Here is a 12,068-nt window from a genome sequence, read left to right as displayed (position 1 = left end):
GCCGAAGCCCGAAGCGGTGCCGGCCGCGGGCGTCTGAGGCACGGACGCGAGAGGCCGCCCGCCCCGGGGGTCCGGGGCGGGCGGCCTCTCGCGTCCGTGCGGGGACCTCAGGCCTTGGCGTCGGCCGGAGCGTTCCCCGGAGCGTTCTCGGGGAAGTGGCACGCCACCTGGTGCCCGGTCTCGAGCACCGCCAGCGGCGGCTCCTGGCTCGCGCACACGTCCTGCGCCTTCCAGCACCGGGTGCGGAAGCGGCAGCCGCTGGGCGGGTTGATCGGCGAGGGGACGTCGCCCTTGAGCAGGATCCGGTCGCGGCCCGCGCGCTGGCGGCGGCGCGGGTCCGGGACGGGCACGGCGGACATCAGCGCGTTGGTGTACGGGTGCATCGGGCTGCGGTAGAGCGAGTCCCGGTCGGCGATCTCCACGATCTTGCCGAGGTACATCACCGCGACCCGGTCCGAGACGTGCCGGACCACCGAGAGGTCGTGCGCGATGATCAGGTAGGTCAGCCCGAGCTCCTGCTGGAGGTCGTCCAGCAGGTTGACCACCTGCGCCTGGATCGACACGTCCAGCGCGGAGACCGGCTCGTCCGCGATGATCATCTTCGGCTTCAGCGCGAGCGCCCGGGCGATGCCGATGCGCTGGCGCTGGCCGCCGGAGAACTCGTGCGGGTAGCGGTTGTAGTGCTCGGGGCTGAGCCCGCACAGCTCCAGCAGCTCCTGGACGGCCTTCTTGAGGCCGCCCTCGGGCACCGCGTTCTGGAGCCGGAACGGCGCGCCGACGATGGTGCCGACGGTGTGCCGGGGGTTCAGCGAGGAGTACGGGTCCTGGAAGATCATCTGGATGTCGCGGCGCAGCGGCCGCATCGCCCCGACGCTCAGGTGGCTGATGTCGGTGCCCTCGAACTCGATGGTCCCGCCGGTCGGTTCGTCGAGCCGGGTGACCAGTCGGCCCATGGTCGACTTGCCGCAGCCGGACTCGCCCACGACGCCCAGCGTCTCGCCGGCGTTGACGGTGAAGTCGATGCCGTCGACGGCCCGCACCGCGCCGGTCTGGCGCCGCAGCAGCCCGCCGCGGATCGGGAAGTGCCGGGTCAGGCCGGCCACCTTCAGCAGCGGCTCACGGCCGGGGGCGGGTGCCGACCGCGGGGTCGGAGCCGCCTGAGTGTCCGTCATCGGTTCTCTCCAGAAAGGTGGTACGAGGCCGGGCTCACAGCCGGGGCGCGATCTCTTCGGCGAAGATGCGGTGCCGCTCGCCGGCCGCCAGGTGGCAGGCCGCGAAGTGCCCGGGCACGGCCTCGGCCAGTGCCGGGACCTCGCTCGTGGAGCGCCCGTCGGTCAGGGCGGCGTACGGGCAGCGCGGGTGGAAGGCGCAGCCGGACGGCACGTTGATCAGGCTGGGCGGGGTGCCCTTGACCGGCACCAGCCGGTCCTGGAGTTCCCGGTCCAGTCGCGGCATCGAGCCCAGCAGGCCCCAGGTGTACGGGTGTTCGGGCGCGTCGAAGAGGGTTTCGGCCGGGCCGCGCTCGACGCACTTGCCGCCGTACATGACCAGGATGTCGTCGGCCAGTTCGGCGACCACCCCGAGGTCGTGGGTGATGATGATGACCGCGGAGCCGAACTCCTCCTGGAGGTCGCGGATGAGGTCCAGGATCTGCGCCTGGACGGTGACGTCCAGGGCGGTGGTGGGCTCGTCGGCGATCAGCAGCGAGGGGTCGTTGACCAGCGCCATGGCGATCATGGCGCGCTGGCGCATGCCGCCGGAGAACTGGTGCGGGTAGTCGTCGACCCGGCGGTCCGGCTGCGGGATGCCGACCCGGTCGAGCATCTCGACCGCGCGGGTCCGGGCCTGCTTCTTGGTGGCCTGGGGGTGGTGCACCCGGTAGGCCTCGACGATCTGCTGCCCCACCGTGTAGTAGGGGTGCATCGCGGTCAGCGGGTCCTGGAAGATCATCGCCAGTTCGCGGCCGCGCAGTTGGCGCACCCGGTCCGGGCCGGCCGCGATCAGGTCCTCGCCGTTCAGCCGGATCTCGCCGCTGATCCGGGCCCGCTTGGAGCGGTGCAGGCCCATGATGCCGAGCGAGGTGACGGACTTGCCGGAGCCGGACTCGCCGACGATGCCGAGGGTGCGCCCCTTGTGCAGGTCGAAACTGACCCCGTCCACCGAGCGGACCAGGCCGTCGTCGGTGTCGAAGTGGATCCGCAGGTCGCGCACGGAGAGGAAGGGGTCGCCGGCCGGGGCGGGAGCGGCCGCCGGGTCCTTCTGGAGGTCGGTCACGAGAGCCTCACCCGGGGGTCGACGAGGGCGTACAGGAGGTCGACCACGAGGTTGCAGGCGACGATGAAGAAGGCGGCGAGCAGGGTGACGCCGAGGATCTTGGGCAGGTCGTTGTCGGAGATCGCCTGGACGGCGAACTGGCCGACGCCCTGGAGCGAGAAGACCTGCTCGGTGATCAGCGCGCCGCCGAGCAGCAGCCCGAGGTCCATGCCGAAGATCGTGACGATCGGGGTGAGCGCGGCGCGCAGCCCGTGCCGGGCGACGACCTTGCGCTCGACCAGGCCCTTGGCCCGGGCGGTGCGGATGTAGTCCTCGCTCATGGTCTCCAGCATCCCGGCGCGGGTGAGCCGGGCGTAGAGCGCGGAGTAGAGGAAGGCCAGCGAGATCCAGGGCAGGATCAGGTTGCGGGCCCACATCAGCGGGTCGTCGGTGAAGTCGACGTAGTGCAGGTTGTCCAGGATCGGCCACTCGTAGCTGAACAGCGTGAGCAGCAGCGCGCCGGTGAAGAAGACCGGCAGCGAGACGCCGGCGAGCGCGACGCCCATGGAGAGCCGGTCGAAGATCGACCGCGGCTTCAGGGCGGAGACGACGCCGGTGGCGACGCCGGAGACCAGCCAGAGCACCGCCGCACCGGCGGCGAGCGAGATGGTGATCGGGATCCGCTTGGTCAGCTCGGGCCAGACCTCCAGGTGGTTCTTGAAGGAGTAGCCGAAGCAGGGCACGTGACAGGTGGCCGGTTCCGGTCCGAAGTGGTACTCGGCGCCGCTGACCAGCCCCTTCAGGAAGTTCCAGTACTGGGTGTACAGCGGCTGGTCGAGGCCGAGGTTCTGCTTGACCGCCGCGATCGCGTCCGGCGACGGGTTCTTCCCGATGTACTGGGCGGCCAGTTGGTCGGCCGTCTCGCCCGCGAGGCGCGGGAGCAGGAAGAAGATCGCGAAGGTGACCGCGCTGACGACCAGCAGCAAAATCGCCGCCGCGAAGATCCTGCGGATGATGTAGGCAAACACAGTTGGGCGGCTCCGGCGGCCGCCGCCGTCCGGGATCTTCCGGACGGCGGCGGGCGCCGCTGCCTTCACCTGCCTTCAGGGATGCGGAGCCAGGCTCTTACTTGACGCCGATGTTCAGGTAGTCGTACTCGCCCGAGAACGCCGAGGTGGAGACCACGTTGGTGGCGTTGTCCGGGCGGTACAGGAAGACCTTGAAGTAGGTCAGCGGGACGTAGACCGCCTGGTCCATGACCTTCTTGTCGACGTCGCCGTAGATCTTCTCGCGGGCCGTCTTGTCGGGGTTGATCGCGGCGTCGTCGAGCAGCTTGTTGACCGCGGGGTTGTCCAGCTGGGCCAGGTTGTTGTTGCCGGACGGCTTGATGGTGCGGCCGTCGACGATCTGCTGGAGGAAGCCGTAGCCGGTCGGCCAGTCGGCGCCCCACTGCATCATCATCAGGCCGATGTTGTGCTCGGCCGCGAACTGCGGGGAGCCGGCGCTGTCCTGGAGGTACTTGCCCTGCGGGTACTGCTGGATCTCGGCGTTGATGCCGACCTTCTTCAGCGCGGCCTGGATCGAGGTGGCCGCGGCGACCTCGGTGGCGCGCTCGGTGCGGGCGGAGAGGACGGTGTTGATGCCGCCCTCCTTGCCGCAGGCCTTCAGGGCCTCCTTGGCCTTGGCCTCGTCGCCCTTGTTGTCCTTGGTCTCGTACGTGTTGAAGTCCTGGTGGCCCGGGATGTCCGGCGGGAGCACCGTGTTGGCGATCTGGCCGCGGATCGGGCCGCCGAGGGCGGTCTGCACCGAGACCTTGTCGACCGCGTACTGCACGGCCTTGCGGCACTCGATGTTGTCGAACGGCGCGAGCTTGGAGTTGATCGCCATGTAGACCAGGCGGCCGCCGTAGGCGTTGTCGGTGCTGGCCTTCAGCTTCTGGTTCTGGAGGATCTGCGCCTGGGTCTGCGGGTCGACGCCGCCGCCCACCAGGTCGACCTGGGCGTTGCCGGCCAGCAGGTCCTTGTCGATGGTGGACTGGTCGATGTTCATCCGGAGCACGATCTTGTCCGCGAGCTGCTTGCGGATCGGGTCGGTGCTCGGGTCCCAGTTGGTGTTCGGGACCAGGACGGCCTGCTTGCCGTCCTCGTAGGACTCGAACTTGTAGGAGCCCGAGGAGACGATCTTCTTCACGTACTCCGAGCCGGTGTCCTTGGCCTGCGGGACCGGCGCGGTCTGCGGGGCGCTGACCAGGTAGTCGAAGTCGGCGAAGGGCTGCTTCAGGTGGAAGACCACCGTGGTGTCGTCGGGCGTCTCGATCGAGTCGAGGCCGCCCTCCTTGTCCTTGTACGGACCGGCGTACGGCGTGGCGTTGTCGACCAGCAGGTCGTGGAAGTAGACCGGGCCGTTGGAGTTCACGTCCAGCGCGTAGTTCGAGCGCTCGACGGCGTACTTGACGTCCTTCGAGGAGATCGGGGTGCCGTCGTCGTACTTCAGGCCCTTGCGCAGCTTGTACGTCCAGGTCAGGCCGTCCGCGCTGACCTGGCCCATCGACTCGGCGAGGTCGGGGACGAGCTTGTTGCCCTCCTCGCCCGGCGCCGGGTTGAAGGTGGTCAGCGGACGGGCGTACAGGCGCGAGAAGTTGTAGATGTACGCGTAGTACGTGTTGCCCGGGTCGAGCGAGTCCGGGGTGCCCTTCATCTCGTAGGTGACCGTCCCGCCCTTCTTGTCCGAGGCGTTGACGATGCCCTTGGTGGCGGCGTTGGCGCCGGAGCCGCCTCCGGTGCCGGAGGACGAGGCGGAACCGGTGTCCTTCGACGAGCTGGTGCAACCGGTCACGACCAGGACGGCGGCGGCTGCGGCCGCGGTCAGGGCGACGGTACGGGACCTACGCATGGGTGAGATCAACCCCTTGGGGATGGGAGGCGGTGAAGGAGAGCCTTGACGGCGCATCACATGATGCGTGGTCATGTGCGGCGGAATCAGTTGCTCTTGGGATCGAGGGCGTCGCGAAGACCGTCGCCGAGCAGGTTGAAGGCGAGCACGGTGACGAAGATCGCCAGACCGGGGACCACCATGTACTGGGGGTCCACCTGGTAGTACCGGATCGCGTCCTGGAGCATCCCGCCCCAGGAGGCCTGCGGCGGCTGGATGCCGACGCCGAGGAAGCTCAGCCCCGCCTCGAAGAGGATGTTGGTCGGGATCAGCAGGGTCGAGTAGACCAGGATCGGACCGACCAGGTTGGGCAGCAGCTCCTTGAACAGGATGAACGGGCCGCGGGCGCCGAGGCTGCGGGCCGCGTGGACGAACTCCCGCTCGCGCAGCGAGAGCGTCTGGCCGCGCACGATCCGGCCCATGTAGGGCCAGTTGAAGAAGCCGATCACGAAGATCAGCACCAGCATGTGCAGCGGCAGGCCGTGCAGGCCGAAGGCTCCGCCCTGGAGCGAGGTCGAGATCGCGATGGCGAAGAGCAGCAGCGGGAAGGCCAGGAAGACGTCCATCACCCGGCTGATCACGGTGTCCACCCAGCCGCCGTAGTAGCCGGCCATGATGCCGAGCACGGTGCCGATGGTGTTGGACAGCAGGGTCGCGCCGAAGGCGACCAGCAGGGAGACCCAGGAGCCCTCGATGACGCGGGTGAGCAGGTCACGGCCCTGCAGCGGGTCGATGCCGAGCGGGTGTTCGAGACTCATGCCGCCCCAGTCGCCGAACGGCAGACCGCCGAGGTCGGCGTCCAGCAGGTCCTGGTGGAGGGCGTCCGGGTCGAGCCCGAACATCGACTCGATCGGCTTGGCCAGCACGGCGAGCATGATCAGCAGGATCACCACGACGCCGCCGGCGACGGCGGCCTTGTCCCGCTTGAAGCGGGTCCAGGCGATCTGGCCGAGGGAGCGGCCCTCGATCTTCTTGGCCGGTCCGGCGGCGGCTGCTGCCTCCGGCTCGTTCCCGGCGGTGGTCACGGATGTCATGGTCAGTTGGTCCCCTCGCCGACGGTGGCCGGCCCACGGGTGCCGGTCGCCGTCTTCGGCGGTGCGGCTGCGGACGTGCGGAGGTGCTTAGGAGGAGCGGGTGTTGACGGCAGTGCGTCGTGCACAGGCACTGCCACCACGCGGGATGGGCGTCGCGTGGACGGGCTTGTCGGCGTGCGCGCTCACCTTTGTGGGGTTCCAGCACGCGCGGTGCGTTGCGCAGAACTCTCTGCCATCCGAACTGGCTTGCGCCAGCCCTGACAACCGACAGATGCCCAACTGTGATCTGCGTGCATGCACCTCCCCGATCTTCGGCATATACCTCTTCACATGGCTGTAACTGCCATGTCAAGATGACCGGGCCGCACATCCGGAAATTCGTCCGGAAAGCATCGAAGCCGACTTGACGGACAATCAAGTCGGCTTCGGAGAATGGGTTTTGGGATTCAGCGCCCGGGGTAACCGGGCCACGGCCGCTGGGGCTGCTGCTGCCAGCCCTGCGCCGGCGGCTGGGTGCCGTACGCGTAGCCCGGCATCGACTGCCCGGGGTACGGCGGCGGGGGCACCGGCGGGTACGGGCCGGTCGGCGGGCGGCCCGCCTCCCGGTCGAAGAACGGCCGCGCGTTGGCGCGCATCCACAGCGCCACCGGGTCGTACTCGTCCGACATCGCCACCGTGGACACCGCGAGCCCCTCCGGGGCCACCGCGATCGCGCGCTGCATCAGCGCCCGCACCGCCTCCACCGCCGGCGGCGAACTCTCGTAGAGGTCAAGGCCGATGGCCAGGTACGGCTCCCCCACCGCGGGCTGCACCCAGGCCCGGCGCAGTGCCCGGACCGCGCGCACCTCGGCGGCCTGCCGCTCCAGCAGCGCGAAGAACGGCTGGGCGTTCAACTGCGGCTCGCTGAGCTTCAACGGCCCGGCCGGCAGCCGGTCCAGGCCCGCGGCGACCCGCCGGAGGTCCGCCCAGGGCACGCCGACGCCGCCGCCGGGGGCGTGCGGGTTGAGCCACAGGCCCCAGCGGGTGCGGTACAGCGAGGCCGCGATCTCCCGGCCGGAGACGACCTCGTGGGCCCGCGCCCAGCCGGAGGCGGTCAGCTGCTCGGGCGAGGTGACGGCCGGCGCGTAGCCGTGGCCGCTGATCTCCATGTTCCCGTACTGCGCGTCCGGGCTGCCCGGCGTGCCGTGCCACAGCAGCATCCAGACCCGGCCGTCCGCCAGCGCGTGCAGCAGCCGCTCGTACGCGTCGTAGCGCTCCGGCGCGACGTCGCGCAGGGCGCGCTCCAACGCGCCGGGATCAGCTCCCGGGCGCCCGGCCGGTGCCTGGCCCCAGGGCCCCGGCACACCGCCCGCTCCCGTTCCCGCACTCATGCGCCCACCTCGCCGCGCCTCTTTCCCTCAACCCGCCGACCCGTCGGCCGTCTGCACGCACCCTATGGCGCGGCACCGGCCACCGCCACGGCGACGTGCCTCTGATCCGGACCCGCTCACGCCCGCGTGTGGAAAGGCAGTACCCGGGTGAGCAGCCACTCGACCACCGGGTCGTCGGCGAGGTCGAGCAGTACGAGGTGGACGCCCCCGGGCAGCGGCGCGGTTCCCAGCGCTCGCCCGAGTGCCTCGTTCACCGCGGCCGGGTCGGCCGGGGCCGCCGGGTCCAACTGGACGCCCACGAACATCACGGTCGGTTCGCCCTCGATGCTGGCCAGCGCCCTGCGGGCGGTCAACACACCGGGCAGCGCCGACAGTTCGCTCCGGCAGGCGGCCAGGAAGTGCTCCGGGTCCTCGCCCGGCACCGGCTCGCGCAGCGCCACCCGGCCGCCGGTCGGCTCCGCGGTGCCCTCGGCCTGCTCCCAGCGGTCCTCGCGCGGGCCGCGGCGCAGCTCGGCGACCCCCTGCGGCGGCACCGGGAGGCCCACCGGCGCGTCCGGGTTCACCGCGATGCCCAGGCCCAGCGGCAGCCCGCGGGCGAACTCCCACACCGGCGCGATCGCGAAGGCCATCCCCGGCGCCTGCTGGAGGAACACCTCCTGCGAGGAGAACACCGGCACGTACGGGTCGCCGCCCAGCTCGATGGTCGGCAGGTCGAGCGCCTGGCCCTGCGGGTCGGCCCCGGCCGGCAGCGGCACCCACACCTGGCTGCGCGCCAGCACCTCGAACACCCGTGGGGTCGCGCCCGGGTCGCCCAGGGCCGCGGTCAGCACCTGCTCCAGTTCGTTGGCCGGCCAGGAGCCGCCCGCCGGCGCCTCCTCCGGTCCGCCCCACCCCTGCTGCTGCTCCACCGGGTACCCCATGCGCCGCCGATTCCGCCCTCTGCCGTCGGCCGCCCACTGCCGCACCGACGCGCAGCAGTCTAGAGGCGTGCGGGGGGTGTGGTCAGGACTCGTGTTCGGGTCCCGCGCGGTGTGACCGGGTCCCCCCTCCCCTCGTCGTCCGGGACGTGCCATGATGTGCCCGTCCGACGGCATGCGCCGCGGGCCCCCACAACTCCATACCGGCCGCTCGAACCCGCGCGGGAGAGCCCGGAGTGCCGCTCAGGCACAGCCGGCGCCGAAGGAGCAAGTCCTCCCCGGAATCTCTCAGGCACCCCTACCGCACGGGTTAGGCACATCTGGAAAGCGGCGCCCGGCCCTGTCGTGCGCCCACCCACGGTGCAAGCCGTCATGCTGTCCCCCAAGCTGGAAACGGCTGCGGGCGGCGGGGCGGTGAAGCTCTCAGGTTCGACGACAGATGGGGAGACCCACGCCGCCGCATGCCCGCGCGCAGGGTCGGCCCCCAGCGGGTCCGGTCCGGTGCGTGCACCCCTGAGTGCCCCGACCGAGGAGTTCCTGGCCATGTCGTCCCTCCGCCTGACCGCGCTCGACGCGCTGCACCGCGCCCTCGGCGCGACCATGACCGACTTCGCCGGCTGGGACATGCCGCTGCGCTACGGCAGCGAGCGCGAGGAGCACCTCGCCGTCCGCACCAAGGCCGGCCTGTTCGACCTCTCGCACATGGGCGAGATCACCGTCACCGGCCCGCAGGCCGGCGAGATGCTGGACCACGCCCTGGTCGGCTTCGTCTCCGCGCTGGGCGAGCTGCGCGCCCGCTACACCATGATCTGCGCCGAGGACGGCGGCATCCTGGACGACCTGATCGTCTACCGCCTGCGCGAGGACGCCTTCCTGGTCGTCGCCAACGCCTCCAACGCCCAGCTGGTCCTCGACGAGCTGATCGCCCGCGCCAAGGGCTTCGACGCCGTCGTCACCGACGACCGCGACACCTACGCGCTGATCGCCGTCCAGGGCCCGGAGGCCACCGGCATCCTGGCCGACACCACCGACGCCGACCTGCCCGGCCTGAAGTACTACGCGATCCTCCCGGCCTTCGTGGCCGACCGCGAGGTGCTGCTCGCCCGCACCGGCTACACCGGCGAGGACGGCTTCGAGATCTTCTGCCACCCGGCCGACGCCGAGCCGGTCTGGCAGGCGCTGACCGCCGCCGGCGCGGACCGCGGCCTGGTCCCCTGCGGCCTGTCCTGCCGCGACACGCTGCGCCTGGAGGCCGGCATGCCGCTGTACGGGCACGAGCTGTCCACCGACCTGACCCCGTTCGACGCCGGCCTGGGCCGGGTCGTCCGCTTCGACAAGACCACCAACGAGGGCGCCTTCGTCGGCCGCAAGGCCCTGGAGGCGGCCGCCGCCGCGGCCGAGACCAACCCGCCGAAGGTGCTGGTCGGCCTGGTCTCCGACGGCAAGCGGGTGCCGCGCGCCGAGTACACCGTGGTCTCCACCGAGGGCGAGCCGATCGGCCGGATCACCTCCGGCGCGCCGTCCCCGACCCTGGGGCAGCCGATCGCGATGGCCTACGTCGACGCCGCCCACGCCGCCCCCGGCACCACCGTCGCGGTGGACGTGCGCGGCAAGCACGAGCCCGTCAGGGTCGTGGCGCTGCCGTTCTACAAGCGCGCCCGCTGACCCCTCGCACGCCCCCCGTTTTCCCATACGCGCACGTCGCAGCCGTCCGCGCGGCGGCCCGCTTCGTCGTACCCGCTTCCCATCCTGGAGAATGACGCCATGAGCAACCCCCAGCACCTTCAGTACACCAAGGAGCACGAGTGGCTGACGGCCGCCGTGGACGGTGTCTCCACGATCGGTATCACCAAGCACGCCGCGGACGCGCTCGGTGACATCGTCTACGTGCAGCTGCCCGAGGTCGGCGAGACCGTGACCGCCGGCGAGACCTGTGGCGAGCTGGAGTCCACCAAGTCGGTCAGCGACCTGTTCTCCCCGGTGACCGGCGAGGTCACCGAGGTCAACCCGGACGTCCTGGACAACAACGCCCTCGTCAACAGCGACCCCTTCGAGGGCGGCTGGCTGTTCAAGGTGCGCGTCGAGGCCACCGACGAGCTGCTCAGCGCCGACGAGTACGACGCGCTCACCAACCCCCAGGGCTGAGCCCCCGACGGGACGGGCCGCCGCACCGCGGTCCGTCCCGCCCTGGCCCCTTTCCCTCCTCCTCCCGGGAAGACCACACCATGACTGTTCTCAACCAGTCCCTGCACGCCCTCGACCCGGAGATCGCCGCCGCGGTCGACGCCGAGCTGCACCGCCAGCAGACCACCCTGGAGATGATCGCCTCCGAGAACTTCGCCCCGGTGGCGGTCATGGAGGCCCAGGGCTCGGTGCTCACCAACAAGTACGCGGAGGGCTACCCCGGCCGCCGCTACTACGGTGGCTGCGAGCACGTCGACGTGGTCGAGCAGATCGCGATCGACCGCATCAAGGCCCTGTTCGGGGCCGAGCACGCCAACGTCCAGCCGCACTCCGGCGCGCAGGCCAACGCCGCCGCGATGTTCGCGCTGATCCAGCCGGGCGACACCATCCTGGGCCTGAGCCTGGCCCACGGCGGTCACCTGACCCACGGCATGAAGATCAACTTCTCCGGCAAGCTCTACAACGTGGCCGCGTACCACGTGGACGAGAAGACCGGCCAGGTCGACATGGCCGAGGTCGAGCGCCTCGCCAAGGAGCACCAGCCGAAGCTGATCATCGCCGGCTGGTCCGCCTACCCGCGCCAGCTCGACTTCGCCGCGTTCCGCCGGATCGCCGACGAGGTCGGCGCGCTGCTCATGGTGGACATGGCGCACTTCGCCGGCCTGGTGGCCGCCGGGCTGCACCCGAACCCGGTGCCCTACGCGGACGTGGTCACCACCACGACCCACAAGACCCTGGGCGGCCCGCGCGGCGGCGTCATCCTGTCCAAGGCCGAGTTCGCCAAGAAGATCAACTCCGCGGTCTTCCCCGGCCAGCAGGGCGGCCCGCTGGAGCACGTGATCGCCGGCAAGGCGGTCGCCTTCAAGGTCGCGGCCTCCGAGGAGTTCAAGGAGCGCCAGCAGCGCACCCTGGACGGCGCCCGCATCCTCGCCGAGCGCCTGCTCCAGGCCGACGTGGCCGAGGCCGGCGCCAGCGTGCTCTCCGGCGGCACCGACGTCCACCTGGTCCTGGTCGACCTGCGCAACAGCCAGCTCGACGGCCAGCAGGCCGAGGACCGGCTGCACGAGGTCGGCATCACCGTCAACCGCAACGCCATCCCGAACGACCCGCGCCCGCCGATGGTCACCTCGGGCCTGCGCATCGGCACCCCGGCCCTGGCCACCCGCGGCTTCCAGGCCGAGGACTTCCGCGAGGTCGCCGACATCATCGCCGAGGCGCTCAAGCCCGCCTTCGACGAGACCGTCGCCGACGCGCTGAAGGCCCGGGTCTCCGCCCTGGCCGCGAAGTACCCGCTCTACCCGAACCTCTGATCACTCCGGTGATCGTTCGGGCGGGGTGACCGGCCTCACCCCTCCGGCGTACCAGGCACCCCGGGGCAC

General features: G+C 71.0%; 10 protein-coding genes and 1 riboswitch. Of the genes, 3 read left to right on the top strand and 7 right to left on the bottom strand.

What is annotated here, in order from left to right:
- Nucleotides 1–107 precede the first annotated feature (107 nt).
- The 7 genes from AE652_RS00935 to AE652_RS00905 all read right to left on the bottom strand — a co-directional run bounded on the left by AE652_RS00935 (nt 108) and on the right by AE652_RS00905 (nt 8,508).
- Nucleotides 108–1,172, bottom strand: a complete 1,065-nt coding sequence (locus tag AE652_RS00935; RefSeq protein WP_049649103.1) for an ABC transporter ATP-binding protein — start codon at nt 1,170–1,172, stop codon at nt 108–110.
- A 34-nt stretch (nt 1,173–1,206) separates the two neighbouring features.
- Nucleotides 1,207–2,274: an ABC transporter ATP-binding protein gene (locus tag AE652_RS00930; RefSeq protein ID WP_049649102.1), complete on the bottom strand. Its 1,068-nt coding sequence runs from the start codon at nt 2,272–2,274 to the stop codon at nt 1,207–1,209.
- Nucleotides 2,271–3,281, bottom strand: coding sequence for an ABC transporter permease (locus AE652_RS00925; RefSeq protein ID WP_049649101.1), 1,011 nt, complete (start codon nt 3,279–3,281; stop codon nt 2,271–2,273). Before AE652_RS00925 ends, AE652_RS00930 begins: the two co-directional genes overlap by 4 nt.
- 97 nt (nt 3,282–3,378) lie before the next feature.
- A complete protein-coding gene (locus tag AE652_RS00920) occupies nt 3,379–5,145 on the bottom strand; it encodes an ABC transporter substrate-binding protein (RefSeq protein ID WP_049649100.1) in 1,767 nt (588 codons plus the stop codon).
- Nucleotides 5,146–5,231: 86 nt separating this feature from the next.
- The gene (locus AE652_RS00915) at nt 5,232–6,218 is read right to left on the bottom strand and encodes an ABC transporter permease (RefSeq protein ID WP_049649099.1); all 987 of its coding nucleotides are present in this window, start codon (nt 6,216–6,218) and stop codon (nt 5,232–5,234) included.
- A gap of 446 nt (nt 6,219–6,664) precedes the next feature.
- Nucleotides 6,665–7,588, bottom strand: a complete 924-nt coding sequence (locus tag AE652_RS00910; RefSeq protein WP_079271895.1) for an enhanced serine sensitivity protein SseB C-terminal domain-containing protein — start codon at nt 7,586–7,588, stop codon at nt 6,665–6,667.
- Nucleotides 7,589–7,704: 116 nt separating this feature from the next.
- On the bottom strand, nt 7,705–8,508 hold the full coding sequence (locus AE652_RS00905) for an enhanced serine sensitivity protein SseB C-terminal domain-containing protein (RefSeq protein ID WP_049649098.1): 804 nt from the start codon (nt 8,506–8,508) through the stop codon (nt 7,705–7,707).
- Nucleotides 8,509–8,717: 209 nt separating this feature from the next.
- Nucleotides 8,718–8,819: riboswitch (glycine riboswitch) on the top strand.
- A 229-nt stretch (nt 8,820–9,048) separates the two neighbouring features.
- Between AE652_RS00905 and gcvT the strand changes: the two genes are divergently transcribed.
- The 3 genes from gcvT (at nt 9,049) to glyA (ending at nt 11,999) form a co-directional block, all read left to right on the top strand.
- Nucleotides 9,049–10,170 (top strand): glycine cleavage system aminomethyltransferase GcvT, encoded by a 1,122-nt coding sequence (gcvT, locus tag AE652_RS00900; RefSeq protein WP_049649097.1) that lies wholly within the window; start codon nt 9,049–9,051, stop codon nt 10,168–10,170.
- Nucleotides 10,171–10,269: 99 nt separating this feature from the next.
- Nucleotides 10,270–10,650, top strand: a complete 381-nt coding sequence (gcvH, locus tag AE652_RS00895; RefSeq protein WP_049649096.1) for a glycine cleavage system protein GcvH — start codon at nt 10,270–10,272, stop codon at nt 10,648–10,650.
- A gap of 80 nt (nt 10,651–10,730) precedes the next feature.
- On the top strand, nt 10,731–11,999 hold the full coding sequence (gene glyA / locus AE652_RS00890; RefSeq protein WP_049649095.1) for a serine hydroxymethyltransferase: 1,269 nt from the start codon (nt 10,731–10,733) through the stop codon (nt 11,997–11,999).
- Nucleotides 12,000–12,068 lie beyond the last annotated feature (69 nt).

This window comes from Kitasatospora sp. MY 5-36, from assembly GCF_001182915.1.
GTDB lineage: Bacteria > Actinomycetota > Actinomycetes > Streptomycetales > Streptomycetaceae > Kitasatospora.
The sequence above is the reverse complement of the archived record's forward strand: the minus strand, read 5'-3'. Positions and strand labels throughout refer to the sequence as shown.